The sequence below is a fragment of the Bifidobacterium tibiigranuli genome (assembly GCF_022655035.1).
Lineage (GTDB): Bacteria > Actinomycetota > Actinomycetes > Actinomycetales > Bifidobacteriaceae > Bifidobacterium > Bifidobacterium tibiigranuli_A.
Genome location: NZ_JALCUA010000007.1, coordinates 114503 through 133066, shown reverse-complemented (window position 1 = coordinate 133066; position 18564 = coordinate 114503). Strand labels below are relative to the sequence as shown.

The window sequence follows — 18564 nt, the reverse complement described above, 5'->3', positions numbered from 1 at the left end:
GAATCTATCAGGACGACGAGCCGATGCCCTTTCACATCAAGACACCGCCGCCAAAACCGATCAAATCAAGCGATCACCCTGCCCAATTCCGGTGATGACCACGCACAAAACAAAACGATGATAAACACTCGGGCTGCTCGCCGCGCTGTGCCTGCACCGCAGCCATTGAGCACGGCATTCGTCCTCGCGGTCCAACCTGCAGATGATTCCTCTGCGGGTCGGACCGCATCCCTCCTCCCTTTCGTAAGCAAAGAGAGGAGAGAACGCATACGAGAGCTGCTCAGAGAAAAAGACAAACTTCTCAGCATCTATGCAGAACTCACCGCAAGGCGTGTGGTTTTCTCGTGTCGTGTTGCATATAGTTTGCCCGTCTTTGGATTTCGGCGTATGAAAATTGGCCAGTTATGAACGTATCTTCGTTATGTGAGGCGTTAACTCGGCCTTGCCCAGGGCTATCTGCGTTGTGTGAGGCGCTAATTCCTTGGTACCCCGAGTATCGCTGGCCGTAAACGGCGGTTTTGGAACGCCTGATACTCAGGTCTCTTCGAAATAGCGCCTCACACAACGCAGATAGACCTCTGCAACGCCCCAATAACGCCTCACATAAGCGAGATACGTGATTGTGAACTGCGAATTGTAATCAGGAGGCCATATTAAGGCAATATTAATCCACCTTGGGCACCGGAACAGCAATGAGAACTTCCGTCGCGCATACTCAAACGCAAAAAATATCTATTAAAGCCTTATTGCATTCAGCTTGGAACTTTAGGACAGCCCCAGCATCCGCACGAGTCCCCGATCGACTTCTTTCATGGCGTCATCACTTGCTCGCATACCCGTCAGCCTGCAGCGTCCAAATTTCACCGCGTTTCATCGGACAGCCTCAGTGCAAGCCGGCTGGCATAATCCGTAGCCTCGCTTTCGGAAGGAAAAGGCTCCAGTTCCTCACGCGCGAGCCTCACCTCATAAGGAAAGCCCCGATATTCGTTGAAAGCGTTGATGAACATGCGCAGCGCGTCGGCCGGCGTAGTGCCCAGACGCTTGGTAGTCTCCCTGAACAAAGCCGCCTGATTATCGTCAACACGGGTAGCAATTTGCATGCTTATAATATCTCCTTTAATCATTTTGATAATATTTTATATCAATTTCAACCGGATTCGGAGATATTTATTCATACGCAGCTCATATTTCACCCGCACCGATATAGCGCTCAGTATGATGCTCAGTACACCGTCGTCACGTGGGGCTGGGTGGAGACGATGACCTTGCCGGCGCGGATGCTGCAGAGCACTTCAGCGTTCTCGTTGAGCGCCTCGTAGAAGTTCGGGGCGTTCAGGATGATACAGTTCGCCGGCTTACTGACTTCAATGCCGTAACGATCGGTGATATGCAGCGCCTTGGCTCCGTTGTACGTGACATATTTGTAGGAGTCCATGATCTGGCTGTATCCCATGAGCTGTGCCGCATAGACGCCCATGCGCACCACGTCGAGCATGTTCCCCGCGCCAAGCGGGCTCCACGGATCACGGATGTCGTCTTCGCCGAAAGCCGTATTGATGCCGTCCGCGTCCAGCTCCTTGACTCGCGTCAGGCCGCGGCGCTTGGGATACGTGTCGAAGCGCCCGCCCAGATGCATGTTCACGAGTGGATTCGAGACGAAGCTGATGCCTGACATTTTCAGCAGGCGGAACAGCTTGTACGTGTACGCGTCGTTGTAGGAGCCCATAGCCGTGGTGTGGCTTGCGGTGACGCGCTCTCCGATGCCGTTCTCCAGCGCCAGCGTGGCCAGCACTTCCAGATTCCGCGAGGCCGGGTCGTCGATCTCATCGCAGTGAACGTCGACCAGGCGGTCGTTCTTCACCGCCAGATCGATCAGGAATTTCAGGGATTCCACGCCATAATCACGTGTGAATTCGAAATGCGGAATGCCACCGACCACGTCCGCGCCTTCGTTGATGGCCTGCCGCATGAGCTCCTTGCCGTTGGGATATGAGAGAATCCCCTCCTGCGGGAACGCGACGATCTGCAGATCCGCATACGGTTCGACCTCCGCTTTCAGCTCCAGCAGCGCATGCAGCGCGACCAAGTCGGGGTCGGTGACATCCACATGGCTACGGATGTGCTGGATGCCGTGCCGCACCATCATGTCGATGGTGCGCCGCGCGCGATCCTTGGCATCGGCAATGGTCAGGCTTTTCTTGCGCTCGGACCAGATGCGGATGCCGTCGAACAGCGTTCCGGTCTCGTTCCACTCCGGGTCCCCGGCCGTCAGCGCGGCGTCAAGATGCACATGCGGGTCCACAAAAGGCGGCAGCAGCACGCCGCCCTGCCCGTCGACCACGGTTTCGCCCGGCTGGGGCTGAGGCTTCGCGGCTCTGCCGTTGCAGTCGAATGCGCCATCTCCCTCGCTGTCGCTGTCAGGTGCGCTGCCGTCAGCACCCAAGCCAGCCGTATCACCGCTTATCTGCACAAACACCCCATGCTCGATGCGCACAGTGCTCGTCGCTTCGTCGTTCTCCACATGCACATTGCGAATGATCATAATCGAGTCCTTTTACCTTATTTCAACATCTTGCAACACTCCGCGCAGACATGCCGCCCACCGCCACCTGTCGGCACCAAACTTCGTACAGGCCCCGATTTCGTCAGTGTTTAGCACACCTGTGACCATACATCCGCCATTGTGGTCTATGAGTTCTATTGACGAGCATAACAAGCAGAAGAACACGTTCGGTTTACTATTTTGCCACATAGCAACACCGCCCTTCATGTGCAACTCGCTGTCTGCCCTCCACACGCCTAACCCCGCCCGCGTCACGCCGATGTAGCCTGCGATTGGTAGGGTGAATCCGTAAACACGTCTTCTCTATCTCCCTGCCTCGCGAAAGGGGATCTGGTTTGTCGGCTGAACTTGAGGACATCCATGAGGAATGCGGTCTTTTCGGCGTCTGGGGCCATCCCGATGCCGCTCGATTGACCTACTTCGGTCTGCACGCGCTGCAGCACCGCGGCCAGGAGGGGGCCGGCATCGTCACGAACGATCACGGCCGGCTCATCGGGCACCGCGGCTTGGGCCTGCTCACCCAGGTCTTCTCCGACGAGCAGGAGTTCTCCCGGCTTTCGGGCGAGCACGCGGTGGGCCATGTTCGCTACGCCACGGCCGGTTCGAAAAGCTTGGACAACATCCAGCCTTTCCTGTTCCGCTTCCACGACGGCGACGTGGCGCTGTGCCATAACGGCAATCTGACGAACTGCGTCTCGCTGCGCACCAAGCTGGAAGACGAGGGGGCTATTTTCCGCTCGAATTCCGACACCGAAGTGCTCATGCATCTGATCCGCAGATCGTCGCAATCCGACTTCATGGGCCAGCTCAAGGAATCGCTGAACATCGTCCATGGCGGCTTCGCCTACCTGCTCATGACCGAGCATGCGCTTATCGGAGCACTGGACCCCAATGGTTTCAGGCCGCTGTCGCTGGGCCGCATGACGAACGGCGCCTATGTGCTCGCCTCGGAGACCTGCGCGCTGGACACCGTGGGCGCGCAGCTCGTACGCAATATCGGCCCCGGCGAGATCATCATCGTGGATGACAGCGGCTACCGAATCGAGCAATACACCGACAAGACGCAGCTGGCCATCTGCTCCATGGAGTTCATTTACTTCGCCAGGCCGGATTCCAACATCTACGGCATCAACGTCCATTCGGCCCGCAAGCGCATGGGCAAGCGGCTTGCGCAGGAGCATCCGGTGGACGCCGACATGGTGATCGGCGTGCCGAACTCCTCGCTCTCCGCCGCCTCCGGCTATGCCGAGGAGAGCGGGCTGCCCAATGAAATGGGGCTCATCAAGAACCAGTATGTGGCCCGCACCTTCATCCAGCCGACTCAGGAGCTGCGCGAGCAGGGCGTGCGTATGAAGCTTTCGGCCGTGCGCGGCGTGGTCGAGGGCAAGAAGGTCGCCATCATCGACGACTCGATCGTGCGCGGCACCACTTCGAAGCGCATCGTGCGTCTGCTGCGCGAGGCTGGAGCAGCCGAAGTGCATATGCTCATCAGCTCGCCGCCGCTCAAATACCCCTGCTTCTACGGCATCGACATCTCCACGACCAAGGAACTCATCGCGGCCAAGAAGTCAGTTGATGAAATGCGCGACTACATCGGCGCTGATTCCTTGGGGTTCCTCAGCCTCGACGGGCTGGTGGACTCAATCGGCATGCACGAGGACGCTCCTTATGGCGGGCTGTGCGTGGCCTATTTCAACGGCGACTACCCCACTGCGCTGGACGATTACGAACGTGATTTCCTGCGCTCGCTCACCCCCGACGATCGCACGCGGCTGACCGAATACGCTCGCGAGACCAGCCGTTACGCCGACAACGAATACCGGGTTCAGCCGGCCTACGGGCCGACGGCATAACCGCTCAGTCCGCTTGTCATGCCGCAACTATGCTGTGCAATAACGGTGTGACAACCGGCAACAGGTCACCCGCAGCACAGCAACCCGCAGCACAGTCACGATTTTCAATATATTGCCCAACCAACATCAAGCCACACCGAAGGAAAGGTCCGCCATGCCACAAGCCTATGAACACGCTGGGGTCAGCGTCGAAGCCGGCTACGAAGTCGTCCGCCGCATCGCCTCGCACGTCGAGCGCACGAAGCGTTCCGGAGTCGTGGGCGGCATCGGCGGCTTCGGCGGCCTCTTCGACCTCGCTTCGCTTGGCTACCGCGAACCGATGCTCGTTTCGGGCACCGACGGCGTCGGCACCAAGCTCATGGTGGCGAAGATGGCCGGCAAGCACGATACCATCGGCATCGACTGCGTCGCCATGTGCGTCAACGACATCGCCGCGCAGGGTGCCGAACCGCTGTTCTTCCTCGACTACATCGCCTGCGGCGTCAACGATCCGGCGCTGCTTGAGCAGGTCGTCGCCGGCGTGGCCGATGGCTGCGTGCAGGCCAGCTGTGCGCTCATCGGAGGCGAGACCGCAGAGATGCCGGGCATGTATGACGCGGACGAGTACGACTTGGCCGGCTTCACAGTCGGCGTAGCGGAGAAGTCGGCCATCGTCGACGGCTCCGGCATCGCGCAGGGCGATACGCTTATCGGCTTGCCCTCCACAGGCGTGCATTCCAATGGCTTCTCGCTGATACGCAAGGCCCTGTTCGAACAGGCCGGCTATAGCGTCGACACCACGCTCGACGAGCTGGGTGGCAAATCCCTTGGTGACGTATTGCTCACCCCGACGAAGATCTATGTCAAGGCGCTGCAGCCGCTATTTAAGGCTGGCCTTGTCAAAGGCGTCGCGCATATCACCGGCGGCGGCTTCATCGAGAACATCCCGCGCATGATTCCAGACGGCCTGGCTGCCCGCATCACGCTCGGCAGCTGGGATATCCCACCGATTTTCGACGTGATCGAGCACGCCGGCGACATCGATCACGAGGAGATGTTCAACGTGTTCAACATGGGCATCGGCATGGTGCTCGCCGTCGATTCGAGTCGTGCCGACGAGGCGCTTGGCCTGCTGCGCTCCGTAGGCGAGGACGGCAAGGTCATCGGCGCAATCGTCAAGCGCGGCGATGCCGACGTCGAGCTGCGGTAGTTTCTGCTGCAAGGCCTACAGTAGAGACAGCACTTGCAGTCTGCAATAGGCAGCAACGGCAATGGCAACACAGCGGTAGTAAAAAACACAGTGGTAGTAAACACAGTGGTAATAAATACAGTGACAGTAGAACGGAAATCAGCAATCCGTCCATCAGGCGGCGTCGCATACGATTTGCGACCAAGCCGGACGGCAAACGATACGACAACACCATCACAGGAAATCATCACAGGAATCACAAGGAGCGTTGATATGGGCATGAAGGTTCTGGTCATCGGTTCGGGCGCACGCGAGCATGCGATCGCATACACCCTGCTGCGCGGCGACAGCGTGCAGGAGGTGACCGTCGCACCAGGCAACCCCGGCATGGAGGCAGACGGCATCCGGACCACGCGGCTGAGCCCTGCGAACCACGCGGCGCTTATCGACTTCGTCAAGGACAATGACTACGACTGGGTGTTCGTCGGCCCTGAAGTGCCGCTGATCGAAGGCATCGTCGACGATTTCGCCGCCGCTGGCATCAAGGCCTTCGGCCCCGACAAGGCCGCCGCGCAGATCGAAGGCTCGAAGGATTTCGCCAAGCAGCTCATGGAGCGCCACGGCATACCGACGGCCGCATACCAAGTCTTCACCGATCTGGAAAGCTCGCAGCGCTATGTGCGCGAGCACGGCGCGCCCATCGTCGTCAAGGCCGACGGCTTGGCAGCGGGCAAGGGCGTGACGGTGGCTATGGACGAGGGCACTGCGATGCAGGCACTGGACGACATCTTCATCAACCGTCGCTTCGGCCAGGCGGGTGCCAAGGTCGTGATCGAGGACTTCCTGGAAGGTCAGGAGTTCTCACTGATGTGCTTCGCGAACGGCACCGATTTCTGGCCGATGCCCATCTCGCAGGACCATAAGCGTGCCTATGACGGTGACGAGGGCCCGAATACGGGCGGCATGGGCGCGTACAGCCCGGTACCGCAAATCGGCCAAGACATCATCGATGAAGCCATCAACGCCATCATCCGCCCAACCTTGGCGGCTATGAGCGAGGAAGGCACGCCATTCACCGGCATCCTCTACGCCGGCCTGATCGCCACGACTGATGGCCCAAAGGTCATCGAGTTCAATGCGCGCTTCGGCGATCCCGAAACCGAGGTCATTCTCCCCCGGCTCACCTCCGATCTGGGAGCTGGCATCAGCGCGATACTCAACGGCGAAACGCCGCAGTTCGGCTGGGCCCATGACAACGCCACCGTGGGCGTCATCCTAGCCTCGGACGGCTACCCGGATGCGCCTGTCACCGGGGCTGCGATTCCGGCGATTCCCAGCAGCGACAACATCCATGTCTTCTACGCAGGCGTCAAGAATGCGGAGTATCAGGGCGAAAGCACAGACTCAGCTGCATCTCAGCTCGTTTCCGATTCCGGGCGTGTCCTGCTGGTGGAATGCACCGCCGCCGACATCGCCACCGCGCAGCAGCAGGTCTACGAGCTGCTTGATTCGCTGGATGTCACCGGCCTGTTCTACCGCCACGACATCGGCGCAAAGGCTCTGAACCGCTAAGTACCGAAGACACCACGCGGCTGATTCACGCCGGTCGACTCCCCACGACATTCACGCTATCGATTCCACGCTGGGCGCGTCGCCAGCTCATGGTTGTCCAGAGAGGCAGGGCCGTGTACTACGGCCCTGCCTCTCTTGCATTCAGCCCGATGCTCATACCGGGCACTCATACACATTCGTACCGATTCATACAGATTCTGTGTCATCATCCTGATGGATGAGGATACATCCCCTCGGGAAGGACTAGTATCGTCAGGCGTCCGTAATTAACACATAGTGAAGCAATCAACATACCGATGAGCCAACACACCGGCGGAAAGGGGGCGTGATGAACGCTTTCCTGCATATTCATCTGCTGACCGGCTGGCTGCCGATATGCGTGTTCGGAGCCACGCTCATCTGCCTCGCCGCCGTTCTGCTCATGAAGCCCGACAAAGGTCGGCGCAAGACGATGCGCTGGGAACTCGTAGCGGCGTTGATCGGCGCGGCGGTCGGCTTCGCACTGATCTGGCTGCTTTCCGATGTTCTGCTGGTGTTCGGCGTCAGCGTCGGATGGCTGGTCATGTCGGTCATCACCGTGGTCAGCGCACTGGCCTGCTGGCTGATCGTCGCCGTCATCGATTCACGGCATAAGCGGCGCATCTTCGCCATCGCAGCCATCCCCCTCATCGTCGGGAGCTGCGCGCTGCAGATCAATATGATCTACGGCGAGTACACCACCGTCGGCTCGCTGTTCAACATCGCGACCTACGAGCATCTCGATACGACGATCTACGCGAGCAACGGCACCATCAGCGTGGACGCTTGGCGTCAGCTGGTGCGCGATGGCCAGGCGCCCGCCATACCCGAGCATGGCAAGATAAGCGCGATCACCATTCCGCCAACGGTCTCCGGATTCGCCGCGCGCACGGCCGATGTCTATCTGCCGCCGGCCGCTCTGAGCAAGCATCCGCCGAGGCTGCCCGTGATGATCATGCTCGCCGGGCAGCCGGGCAGCCCTGACCGTTTCTTCGGTGCCAGCAAAATCGCCGGCATGCTCGACGAGTATGCCGCCTCCCATGACGGATTGGCTCCCGTCGTGGTCTCCCCCGACCAGAACGGCGCGGTAACCCATAACTCCCTGTGCGCCGACACGCCGGTGTATGGCAATGCGGAAACCTACCTGACCGTGGATGTGACCAATTGGGTTAAAAAGAATCTGCCTGTCGCTTCATCATCGAACCAGTGGCTTATCGGCGGCTTCTCGCAAGGGGGCACCTGCAGCACGCAGCTGGGGCCGGCGCATCCGAAGATATACGGCCATATCTTCTCCGCCGACGGGGAGCTCGAACCTACCGATCACACGCGCGAAGACACCATCAACCGTTACTTCGGCGGGGACGAGCAGGCCTACGATCTCCACGTGCCAGCACATATCATCGCCCGGCACGCTCCGAGCAATCAGACGATGTTCTCCGTCGCCGGAGCGTGGGACTCGGGTTCGCGGCACAACCAGCTGGCCATCGGCCAGGCGGCCGTGCGGGCCGGCATGCAGGTGACCGCAGTGACCGCCCTGAACTCCGGGCATGACTGGCATAGCGTCCAAGCCGGTCTGCGTCCGGCCTTGGAACGCTTCTGCGCACAAACCGGCCTGGGGACGCAGGTCACACCACTGAGCAAGTTCAGCAACCTCAGGGAAGTCAACATTCCCCCGGTGCCGATGGCTCCCAAGCACTCCATGAGTAGCGCCCGCGTACACCGTGCTTCCGAACGCGGCACCGCCACCTCCACCGCCACCAATGACATCAGCATAGGGAAAGACGTACAATGAACGGCACCGCTACATCCAAGCGCGCATCCAGACACTCCAGCTGGGCACCTTTGGGCACCGATCTGCGCTCATGGCTCTCCGACCATCTGTTCGCCATCATCATCACCGGAATATTCGTAGCCGCCAATATCGTGCGTTGGATATGGCTCGCGGTGCTTCGCCTCAGCGTCGCGGCATCGGCGCCATCGCCTAACGCCATGCGCCGGCCGACTATGCCGGGGGCAGGTGCGGCGCATGCCGCTAATCCTGCCAATGCGCAGGACTTTCTCTTCGCCCAATTCACCCATCTGCTCGAGTCCACATTCTTCGTGCACGGCCCGATAGCGCTGCTTATTTTCGCGGCGCTGCTGCTCGGCGGCATAGGATTCGCCCAATCCCGATTCGGCACAGCCAGAACCGCAGTGCTGCTCGTAGTCAATACGGTGGCGGGAATCGCGCTGGGACTGCTGGTATGCGTCCTCGTCAACCGACCGCTGGTGAACTGGATATGGCTGCGGCACGTCACGGTTTCGCTTTCGCCCTTCATCCTGGTAGCTGGCGTGGTCATGGCAGCCAGCGCCTTCACCTCGGCGCTGTGGCAACGCAGAATCACGCTGCTGTGCTATGCGTTCGTCAGCGCCGAATTGCTCTTCAGCGGCAATCCTGGCGATTACTGCACGCTGGCAGTGGTGGTGCTGGGGCATATCGCGGGCCGGCTCCTGCGGCGCTACGACCAGCGTGACGCGCAATCCATGTCGCCGGCCGAGCGCGCAGACGAGGCCGCCCGTACGATGTGGTGGCGTGGCACGGACTATGAGATGCGCAGACTGCTGGCGGCAGTGCAGCTCATTCTGGCGGTCGGGCCCGTACTGGCTATCACCTCGCACATCCACGCCGGCATCCTGACCAATCTGGGATTGTTCATGAGCAACAGCTTCGGCGACGATACGCTGATGAACGTCTGCACCGCAAACAACTCGGCGCGCAGCTGCATCGCCCTGGCCGGCGTGCATCATGTGGCTTTGCTGGTCGTGTGGATCGGGGTGCTGCTGCCCGTCGCCGCCTTGGCGACCGTGGCCTGGGGGCTCTATCGGGGAAGAAGGCTCGCCGCCTGGACCAGCATCCTGTTCAACACCGCAACGGCCCTGTTCGTGCTCATCGACTATCTGGTATTCCCGCTGGTGTTCAATCTCACCGACAAGGCAGCGGAGCACCATTATGCGCTGACGCCTGATTTCATCGTCACCACGCTGCCGCCGCTGATTCTCGCCATCATGATTGCACGCAATCTGGCGCATTTCCCCGTGCCGACGACCAGACGTCACATCCTGCGCGGCTGCATTGCCGTCGCTGCAGGCGCGTTTGCATTGGGAATCGTCTATGTGTTCGCCGGATTGACCCATCCGCGCGACTTCGTCCCCAAAGCCCGCTTCTCGACGCTGGTGCTCGATATTCTGCACCGTTTTCTGCCAGTGGGCTTCGCCGGGCGCATCACGCCGACCTTGCGTCCTCGCACCATAGGGATGAGCATGCTCGCGCAGCTGCTGGCAGTCGCGCTCTGGCTGATTGTGCTGGCGGTATTCCTGCTGTGGTTCCGCGATTCCCCTGACTCGTCAGGCCGCGGCAGAACGGCCGCCGGGCGACTGGTCGAGCAGGACGGCGAATCGATGAGCTTCATGACCACCTGGGAGGGCAACCGCTACTGGTTCTCCGCCAGCGGGCGCAGCGCGATAGCCTATCGCGTGCTTCATGGCGTGGCGCTGACCGTGACCGGACCCTTCGGCGATCCGACGGAATACGCCTCCTCGTTGCGCGAGTTCATCCGCTTCTGCGCTCGCCAATCATGGTCTCCGGCTTTCTACGCCGTGCATGAGGCCATGCGCGAGGAATTGGAGCGTCTGGGATGCTCCTGCATGAAGGTGGGCACCGAGATGATCGTGATACCCGGGCAGTGGCAGACCAAAGGCAAGAAATGGCAGGACATCCGCACCGCCATTAACAAGGCGAAACGCAGCGGCGTCACCGATGTGCTCACGACCTTCGAAGGCGCGGGATGGACGGTGCAGCAGCAGATCGTCGGCATCTCCGAGCAGTGGGCGCAGCTCAAGGCGCTGCCCGAGATGAAGTTCACGCTCGGCGGTGTTGAGGAGCTGCGCGACGAGCGTGTTGCGCTGCTATACGCAGTCGATGCCGATGGCGTGGTGCAGGGCGTCACCAGCTGGATGCCGACCTATCGCGGCGGCCGTGTCATCGGCTGGACGCTTGATTTCATGCGGCACCGCACCGACTCCCCCAATGGCATCATGGAGTTCCTTATCGCGCGCATGGCCGAACGGCTGCGCGACGAAGGCGAGAAGGACCCCGCGCATGCCGCGGAGTTCATGAGCCTATCGGCGGCACCCCTAGCCGGATTGGGCGGCGAGGACACGCAGAGCACGGCTGACGCCGAGATCATCGAGCATGCGATGCAGATTGTCGCCGATATGCTCGAACCGGCCTATGGCTTCAAATCATTGTTCTTCTTCAAACGCAAGTTCCAGCCCGAAGAGGCGCCGATCTATCTGTGCTATCCGGATCCTGCCAAGCTTGCGCAGATCGGACTCGCCGTCGTCAGCGCCTACGTGCCCGAATTCAAGGCCTCGCAGATCGCCGAGATGCTCAAAACGATGCGCAGGTGAAATCGAAACCGCGCCGAATTCCCACTGCCAACTAGTAGTTTCGTCACGCAAATCGGTCTATTTGCGTGACGAAACTACTAGGAAAGTGGTCTGCTCGTACGTTTGTCACGCAACCTCGCCTCTTTGCGTGACAAACGTACGAGTAAAACGTTCTACCGCTACTCCTGCGCTTGAATTGCCTGGCAGTCGGGACACAGTCCGAACACTTCGACCGTATGCGAGATGACCGTGTAGCCGTGCTCCTGCGCCACTTTGCGCAGCCAATTCTCGTCCGGCGGATCGATCTCCACGGTTCTGCCGCACTGCTCGCATACCAGATGATGGTGGTGCCCGCTCTCGTCGCAGATGCGGAACATCTGCTGCTCATTGAGGCGAATCGTGTCCGCCCTCCCCTTGGCGGCGAGCCCGTTGAGTTGCCGATAGACGGTGGCGAGCCCGATGTGCTCACCTTGTTCGGCGAGCTGGCGGTGCAGATCCTGCGCTGAAACGAAGTCCTCGCAGCCGCGCAATGCCTGCAGCACGGCATCCTTCTGCTTGGTATGCCGCTCCGCCGGCTTTTTCACAGCTATCGCCACGCCGCCATTCCTCTGTATCGTCATCGCATCACGCATCATCATGTCGCCCCAATCGAAACCGCTGGTTACAGCGATTCTAGTCGTTCAGATCGTTCCAGCAACCGGTTTCTTCCAGAGCGTCGACAGTAGCGGCCGTATCGTCGGTGAGCACGGTGATATGGCCCATCTTGCGATTGTGCTTGACTTCGGCCTTGCCATAGTCGTGGACGTTCCATTCGGGATGCTTGGCGATCAGCGCCCGCGTGGGGGCGACGTGCTGGCCGAGCACATTGACCATGACCGCTGGGCTGAGCAGGCGTGGCTGTTCGAGCGGCCAGCCCACGATGCCGCGCACATGCGCGTCGAACTGGTCGAGCGAGCAGGCCTCAATCGTGTAATGGCCGGAATTGTGCGGCCTGGGTGCCAGTTCGTTGACCACCACGCGGCCGTCCTTGGTGATGAACAGCTCGATGGCCAGCGTCCCCGCCAGCTCGAAGCCCTTAGCCAGTCGCACGGCGAGCTCATGCGCCTCGCGCTCGATGCGCGGCTCGACTCGCGCCGGGGCGATCGTCAGATGCAGGATATTGTTGCGATGCTCATTGCGTACGATCGGGAAGGTCACCAAATCCGTGCCGTTGCCCGATACCAGAATCGAGGCCTCGAAGGCGAAATCGACGAAGCCTTCGAGAATCGAGGCGGGGAAGCTCCCCTCCTCCTGCACACGGGCAAGCACGCGGTCCAAGTCGTCGTCGCTGCGCAGCACATCCTGGCCGTGGCCGTCATAGCCGCCGCAGCGGGTTTTGAGCACTGCCGGGTAACCGATCTCCTGAACCGCCGCACGGAGGCCCTCGGCGTCGTCCACGGCCTTCCACGGGGCCGTCGGCGTGCCATGATCGTTGATGAACTGCTTCTCATGCACGCGATCCTGCGTCACGCGCAACAAATCGGTGCCCTGTGGCACTGCGGCCAGGTCGCGTACCTCGTCGATGGCGTCGGCGTCCACATTCTCGAACTCGTAGGTGAGCACGTCGCTGCGCTCGGCAAGCTCGTGAATCGCATCCTTGTCGTCGTATTCGGCGACGATCTGGAAATCAGCCACCTGCGCGACCGGACAGTCAGGTGTCGGGTCGAGTGTGCCCACGCGGAATCCGTGGTATTTCGCGGATATGGCCATCATCTGGCCGAGCTGGCCGCCGCCGATGATGCCGATGGTCGCGCCCGGCATCAGCTGGGCGATTTTTCCGTTCGTTTCCTCAGACAAGCTTGGCATTGGACGCCTCCACAGAATCTTTGAGTTCTTCGCGGTAGTCATGCAGCGCATCGGCCAACCGCTCATCATTCGTGCTCAGGATGCTCACTGCAAGCAGACCAGCGTTGCTGGCTCCTGATTTGCCGATCGCCGTGGTCGCCACCGGGATGCCAGCCGGCATCTGGACGATGGAGAGCAGCGAGTCCCAGCCGGACAGCGCGTGCGATTGCACCGGCACGCCGATAACCGGCAGCGTGGTCTGCGCGGCGACCATGCCGGGCAGGTGAGCGGCACCGCCAGCACCGGCGATGACGACCTTGAAGCCCTTGGCGCGGGCGCCGTTCGCAAACTCGGCCATCAGCTCGGGCGTGCGATGTGCGGATATCACTTGCTTGAAATATGGCACATCGAAACGATCGAGGATGTCGCAGGCATGCTTCATCGTCTCCCAATCGCTCGCCGATCCCATGATCACCGCCACCTGCGGGGTGCGCTCTGGCATAAGGAACCTCCAAAATTTACCGGTCACAACATGACCCACTGTACGCAACCGAACGGAAATAAGGCATTACGGCTCACACTTTTCGATGCTGCCGAAAAAAGTGTGAGTCAAACGAACAGCATAAATGGTAGCTTTGAGCCATGTCAATGGCAGAAATTCAATGATTCTGCTCGCAAAAAAACGAACATGCAATGTTCCTTTCGGCTCACACTTTTTCGATGCTCTTCAAAAAGTGTGAGCCAGCCGCGGGAAGCGACCGCTTCCGCAGCGCATTACCGCAGCGCGCTACCGCGCCAATTCGATATGCTTGACGCCTTCCTTGTCGCTGCGCCGGAACAGCACGAAGCGATGTCCGATGACCTGGACGAGCTCGGCTCCAAGACGCCCAGCCAAGTCCTCCCCCGCTTCGCGCGCGTCGACGGGGCAGCCGTCCTGCACCACGCATTTGATGAGCTCATGGGAGTCGAGCGTTTCGGCGGCCTGCGCGGCCGTGGCCTCGCCGACGCCGCTCTTACCGATCCAGAGCATGGGCTGCAGCGCGTTCGCCTGCGAGCGCAACTGCTTGGTCTGCTTCTTGCCTAATGTCATATGCTTCTTTTCTCTTCCATATCGTTTCCGGAGTCATACAGTGCTTGTCATACAGTGTTTTCTGGCGTCATACAGGGTGTCATAGAGTTGGTACGATGCCAAATCCAAGACTCTGCGAACCGCACCCGAGCCGCCTATTCACGAAACACCGATTGTAGCGCATCCCTTGCCCGCAGCCGTCTGCACCAGCATGCCCGCTACTGCGCGTCGCCGCGTCCATCGGTAAGGTGGTTCACCTCGCAATACCGATCCAGCGTCTGACTGAGCCGTGCAATGAGGCAATCCGGGGCAATCTGCGGACGAAGATAGGCGCGCAGCGAGCGAATAAGCGCCTTCTCGCGCGCATCGCAGCACGAAGGGTCGAAACATTCCTCGCCATCGTGAAGACCATCATGAAGGTGCTGGTGGGCGTAGTCATAGTCATAGGCCTGCGAACGCAGCTGTGAGGCCAGCGCCTGAGTTCCGGGAATCGCCGCAGCGCTCTCTTCGGTGATCGCGCCGCTGATTCCGGCAGTCACCTCGGTGATCTCCACTTCGGTGCGCGTCACGCCCAAGCCAGTGCTCCGTGTGATACGGATATGGCGATGGCCCATCGACTCGCTCATGCCTGCTCCTTCTTCACAGTATCTTCTACAGCTCGGCCTTCTACAGCTCGGGTTTCTACAGCTCGGGTTTCTACAGCCCTGTTTCCCACGACTTGGCTCTTCACGACGCCACCTTTCGCGATACCGCCTTTCGCAACATCGCTCACAACCGACGAAGCGTCGTTCTCCCTCTCATTATGACCGCTCGGCGCTATTCCGGGGTTCGCGGATGGTGAACTCGCCAGCTGCTTGCGCGCGCTACGGCCATCGACGTCGCCATACCCGCGTTCGCTCGCATACGTCGCCAGTTCGCGTTTGAGCTGATTGCGGGCGCGGTTGAGCCGACTCATCACCGTGCCGATCTTGATGCCCTGCTCATCGGCCACCTGCTGGTAGGACTTGCCGTCGATCGCTGTGTCGATGAACACCTGCCTGCGCTCGGGACTGAGCTTGTCGAAGGCTCTGAGAATCTCATCGGGGGCGAAGTTGTCAAGGTACTCCTGTTCGGCGGAGCGCAGGCCTTCCGAGGAATGCTCGGCGGCCGAATAGATGTCCCAGTCATCGTATTCGCCGGTCGAATCGTTCGCGCGCTTCGGCCGACGCTTCGCCTTCGCATACTGGTTGAAGTAGGCATTGCGTTCGATCGTGATCATCCACGCTTCGAAATTGCTGCCGGGCTGGAAACTGTCGAAGGCCTTGAAACCGCGCTCATAGGCGTCCTGCACCAAGTCCTGCGCATCCTCGGGATTGTTGGTCAGCTTCATCGCCTGGCGGTACAGCGCGTTGACGGCGGGCATGGCAAGCTTCTCGAAGCGCGCGCGCTTGTGCGCCATGGTCTCAGTCTGCTCGTTCGTCACGCACACCATTCTATGCACCCGCAGCACAGCCCTTGCCCCACGTATGTCGAAGCTGGTGACACGCTAACGGACACGCCGCCTACCGATTCGCCAGCGCACCGCTTTGTCGGTTTGCTGGCGCACAATGGCTCTCATGACCGCTTCTTCTGACGCACTTGACGCCGCATTGTCGGCGGCCCCCGAGCAGGGCGAGGACACCACGCTCCCCGATTCGCTGCTGCTCGGCTTCGACACCGAAACCACAGGAACCTATGCCGGCCGCGATGCCATTGTCTCCGCCACGCTGGTGCTGCGCGACCCGAGCGCCGGGTACGCGGGCGACACGGTGGGCGAATGGGTCATCAATCCACATCGGCCGATGAATCCCCGTGCGAGCGCGGTGAACGGCTTCACCGACGAATTCCTGGCCGAGCACGGCGAAGAGCCTCAAGAGGCCATCGCACGTATCGCGCAGCTCATCGAAACCGCGCAGTCCAAGCACATCCCGCTGCTGGCCTATAACGCGCCCTTCGATGTGCGCATGCTCGAAGGCGATCTGCACCGCTGGAAGCTCAAAACCCTGCCCAGCGGACTGCTCGTCGTGGACCCGCTGGTCATCGACCGGGCGATTTCGAAGCGCTCGGGCAAGCGCACCTTGGAATACACGACCGAATACTATGGCGTCGACCCGCACGGCGACTTCCATGATGCCACCGCCGACACCACCGCCGCCGTCGACCTCATCGCGCCGATCAGCACACTCTACCCGCAGATCGGCCATCTCACGCTCGCGGAGCTGATGGACTGGCAGCGCAACGCGCACGCCGCATGGCGCGACAATTTCAATGCCTGGCTGGAGCGCAAGGGTCGCCAGCCCGTGCGCGATACCTGGCTGTAAGGGAGACCAGCCGAATGTCTGCAGACCGCTCCTCATTATCTTCATCTTCCTCCGCATCGTCTTCATCCTCTACGTTGCCTTCTTCCGCATCGCCTTCCGCTTCATCGTCTTCTTCACCACGGCCTTCCTCGCCGGCGTCTCCGCTGACTCCTGCCACAGCCGTCGCCATACTGCAGCAGCACCATCTGCTGCACGAAATCATCGACGAAGAACGCTGGACTTTGGACGCCCAAGAGATTCCGGACGCCGACACGCCCTTCGACGCGGTTACCTATGACACGCGCGAAGTCAGGCCCGGCACGCTGCTGTTCATCAAAGGACAGTTCCGCCCCGAATTCCTCGAAGCCATACCCGCCCAGACGCTGCGCTGCTACGTGGCCGAAACCGACTACTCGGCCCATACCGACGCGCCTGGCATCATCGTGAGCAACGTGCAGCAGGCCATGAGCCTGCTTGCGGCGGAATTCTACGGCCGGCCGCAGGAGCGCATGACGATGATCGGCATAACCGGCACCAAAGGCAAAACGACCACGGCGTATTTCGCGCATGCGATTCTGAGCGCCGCGTCGCATGGCAAGGCCGCCCTGTCCTCCTCGCTCGCCCGCTGCCTGGACGGGCAGCACTTCGAGCCTTCGCATCTGACGACGCCGGAATCGCTGGATCTGCTCCGCATGATGCATGAGGCTGCGGGTAACGGCATGCGCTATTTCGTCACGGAGGTCTCGTCGCAGGCCTACAAGCGCAATCGCGTGTTCGGCCTGACTTTCGACGTTGGCGCGTTCCTGAACATCAGCCCGGATCACATCAGCCCCATCGAGCACCCGACATTCGAGGATTATTTCCATTGCAAGCGGCAGCTGGTGTCCAACAGCCGCACGCTGGTGCTCGGCGCCGACTGCGACCATGCCGATCTGCTGCGCGAGGATGCGACCGCGCAAGGCGTCACCGTCACCTCGTTCGCGCTGCACGATCAGGCCGCTGGCCTGTCGACACCAGCCGATGTCGTCGCCGTGGATGACGACGCGAATCCTGGGGCGTTCAGCGTGCTCGTCCACGGCGAACAGGTGCAGGACTTCCAGCTGTCCATGCGCGGCGAGTTCAACATCGCCAATGCGCTGGCGGCCATCGCCATCGCGCTCGAAGCTGGTGTGAGTCCTGACGACACAGCATTGCAAGCAGTCAATGACGTGCAGGTGCCGGGGCGCATGGAGCGCTTCGTCAGTAGCGACGGCATCATCGCGTATGTCGATTTCGCGCATAACTATCTGAGCACCAAAACGCTGATTGACGAGGTCGAGCGGCAGTATGCCGGTCGCAATCCGCGCATCGTCGTGGTCGCCGGCTCCACTGGCGGCAAGGCGCTGGACCGGCGCGAGGGCATCGTCAAAGGCGCGCTGGGCCGGGCGGAGTCCTTCGTGTTCACCACCGATGACCCAGATCGTGAGGACCCCGAGGAAATCGCCAGGCAGATGCGCTCCTATGTGACCGATCCGCAAGCCACGACGCGCATCGTCGTCGATCGCGAACAGGCGGTCAGCGCTGCGCTGCAGGACGCCCGCGAGCATCCGGACCGGCTCAATATCCTTATGCTTATCGGCAAGGGCAATGAGACCGCCAATACCATCAACGGCAAGCCGGTCTCCTACCCCGGCGACGCTGCGGTGATCACCCGGCTGTTCGCGCAGTCAGCAGGCACACGGACGGCATGCGCGGCCCCCGAGGTAAGGTAA

The 18564-nt window shown here is 60.8% G+C and carries 14 protein-coding genes and 1 pseudogene; 7 read left to right on the top strand and 8 right to left on the bottom strand.

Translation table 11 applies throughout. The features are described from left to right. Window positions 1-860: 860 nt before the first annotated feature. Both LKK40_RS08170 and codA read right to left on the bottom strand, forming a co-directional pair. On the bottom strand, window positions 861-1100 hold the full coding sequence (locus tag LKK40_RS08170; RefSeq protein ID WP_033502973.1) for a type II toxin-antitoxin system RelB/DinJ family antitoxin: 240 nt from the start codon (window positions 1098-1100) through the stop codon (window positions 861-863). 122 nt (window positions 1101-1222) lie between these two features. Further along, on the bottom strand, window positions 1223-2542 hold the full coding sequence (codA, locus tag LKK40_RS08165; RefSeq protein WP_304310204.1) for a cytosine deaminase: 1320 nt from the start codon (window positions 2540-2542) through the stop codon (window positions 1223-1225). Between the two features lie 356 nt (window positions 2543-2898). On the opposite strand from codA, the gene purF reads away from it, so the two are divergent. The 5 genes from purF (at window position 2899) to LKK40_RS08140 (ending at window position 11623) form a co-directional block, all read left to right on the top strand. Next, window positions 2899-4416, top strand: a complete 1518-nt coding sequence (purF, locus tag LKK40_RS08160; RefSeq protein ID WP_304310203.1) for an amidophosphoribosyltransferase — start codon at window positions 2899-2901, stop codon at window positions 4414-4416. A 154-nt stretch (window positions 4417-4570) separates the two neighbouring features. Next, window positions 4571-5605 (top strand): phosphoribosylformylglycinamidine cyclo-ligase, encoded by a 1035-nt coding sequence (purM, locus tag LKK40_RS08155; protein WP_304310202.1) that lies wholly within the window; start codon window positions 4571-4573, stop codon window positions 5603-5605. A gap of 252 nt (window positions 5606-5857) precedes the next feature. After that, the gene (purD, locus tag LKK40_RS08150; protein WP_304310201.1) at window positions 5858-7156 is read left to right on the top strand and encodes a phosphoribosylamine--glycine ligase; all 1299 of its coding nucleotides are present in this window, start codon (window positions 5858-5860) and stop codon (window positions 7154-7156) included. Between the two features lie 328 nt (window positions 7157-7484). After that, window positions 7485-8966 carry an alpha/beta hydrolase-fold protein gene (locus tag LKK40_RS08145; protein ID WP_304310200.1) on the top strand — a complete coding sequence of 494 codons (1482 nt, stop codon included), beginning with the start codon at window positions 7485-7487 and terminating at the stop codon, window positions 8964-8966. Further along, on the top strand, window positions 8963-11623 hold the full coding sequence (locus tag LKK40_RS08140) for a bifunctional lysylphosphatidylglycerol flippase/synthetase MprF (RefSeq protein WP_304310199.1): 2661 nt from the start codon (window positions 8963-8965) through the stop codon (window positions 11621-11623). Before LKK40_RS08145 ends, LKK40_RS08140 begins: the two co-directional genes overlap by 4 nt. Window positions 11624-11781: 158 nt before the next feature. On the opposite strand, the gene LKK40_RS08135 is transcribed toward LKK40_RS08140, so the two are convergent. The 6 genes and pseudogenes from LKK40_RS08135 to LKK40_RS08110 all read right to left on the bottom strand — a co-directional run. Further along, complete coding sequence (locus tag LKK40_RS08135) at window positions 11782-12222, bottom strand: Fur family transcriptional regulator (protein WP_304310217.1); 441 nt, start codon at window positions 12220-12222, stop codon at window positions 11782-11784. A 52-nt stretch (window positions 12223-12274) separates the two neighbouring features. Beyond that, entirely contained in the window at window positions 12275-13447 is a 1173-nt protein-coding gene (gene purK / locus LKK40_RS08130; protein WP_304310198.1) for a 5-(carboxyamino)imidazole ribonucleotide synthase, read from the bottom strand. Then, on the bottom strand, window positions 13431-13928 hold the full coding sequence (gene purE, locus LKK40_RS08125; protein WP_304310197.1) for a 5-(carboxyamino)imidazole ribonucleotide mutase: 498 nt from the start codon (window positions 13926-13928) through the stop codon (window positions 13431-13433). Before purE ends, purK begins: the two co-directional genes overlap by 17 nt. Window positions 13929-14213: 285 nt before the next feature. Further along, a complete protein-coding gene (locus LKK40_RS08120) occupies window positions 14214-14516 on the bottom strand; it encodes a YhbY family RNA-binding protein (protein WP_304310196.1) in 303 nt (100 codons plus the stop codon). A gap of 197 nt (window positions 14517-14713) precedes the next feature. Next, window positions 14714-15121, bottom strand: a complete 408-nt coding sequence (locus LKK40_RS08115) for a hypothetical protein (RefSeq protein ID WP_304310195.1) — start codon at window positions 15119-15121, stop codon at window positions 14714-14716. Between the two features lie 173 nt (window positions 15122-15294). Continuing rightward, a pseudogene (locus LKK40_RS08110) lies at window positions 15295-15933 on the bottom strand (sigma-70 family RNA polymerase sigma factor); the annotation flags it as partial. 148 nt (window positions 15934-16081) lie between these two features. Here LKK40_RS08110 and LKK40_RS08105 point away from each other — a divergent pair. Both LKK40_RS08105 and LKK40_RS08100 read left to right on the top strand, forming a co-directional pair. After that, window positions 16082-16834, top strand: a complete 753-nt coding sequence (locus LKK40_RS08105) for an exonuclease domain-containing protein (RefSeq protein WP_152581331.1) — start codon at window positions 16082-16084, stop codon at window positions 16832-16834. A 14-nt stretch (window positions 16835-16848) separates the two neighbouring features. Next, a complete protein-coding gene (locus LKK40_RS08100; RefSeq protein ID WP_304310194.1) occupies window positions 16849-18564 on the top strand; it encodes a Mur ligase family protein in 1716 nt (571 codons plus the stop codon).

Excerpts from the sequence above, each read along its gene's own strand:
- LKK40_RS08170 (WP_033502973.1), bottom strand. The coding sequence starts at position 1,100 with ATGCAAATTGCTACCCGTGTTGACGATAATCAGGCGGCTTTGTTCAGG.
- codA (WP_304310204.1), bottom strand. The coding sequence starts at position 2,542 with ATGATCATTCGCAATGTGCATGTGGAGAACGACGAAGCGACGAGCACT.
- purM (WP_304310202.1), top strand. The coding sequence starts at position 4,571 with ATGCCACAAGCCTATGAACACGCTGGGGTCAGCGTCGAAGCCGGCTAC.
- purD (WP_304310201.1), top strand. The coding sequence starts at position 5,858 with ATGGGCATGAAGGTTCTGGTCATCGGTTCGGGCGCACGCGAGCATGCG.
- LKK40_RS08145 (WP_304310200.1), top strand. The coding sequence starts at position 7,485 with ATGAACGCTTTCCTGCATATTCATCTGCTGACCGGCTGGCTGCCGATA.
- LKK40_RS08140 (WP_304310199.1), top strand. The coding sequence starts at position 8,963 with ATGAACGGCACCGCTACATCCAAGCGCGCATCCAGACACTCCAGCTGG.
- LKK40_RS08135 (WP_304310217.1), bottom strand. The coding sequence starts at position 12,222 with ATGACGATACAGAGGAATGGCGGCGTGGCGATAGCTGTGAAAAAGCCG.
- purK (WP_304310198.1), bottom strand. The coding sequence starts at position 13,447 with ATGCCAAGCTTGTCTGAGGAAACGAACGGAAAAATCGCCCAGCTGATG.
- purE (WP_304310197.1), bottom strand. The coding sequence starts at position 13,928 with ATGCCAGAGCGCACCCCGCAGGTGGCGGTGATCATGGGATCGGCGAGC.
- LKK40_RS08120 (WP_304310196.1), bottom strand. The coding sequence starts at position 14,516 with ATGACATTAGGCAAGAAGCAGACCAAGCAGTTGCGCTCGCAGGCGAAC.
- LKK40_RS08115 (WP_304310195.1), bottom strand. The coding sequence starts at position 15,121 with ATGAGCGAGTCGATGGGCCATCGCCATATCCGTATCACACGGAGCACT.
- LKK40_RS08105 (WP_152581331.1), top strand. The coding sequence starts at position 16,082 with ATGGCTCTCATGACCGCTTCTTCTGACGCACTTGACGCCGCATTGTCG.
- LKK40_RS08100 (WP_304310194.1), top strand. The coding sequence starts at position 16,849 with ATGTCTGCAGACCGCTCCTCATTATCTTCATCTTCCTCCGCATCGTCT.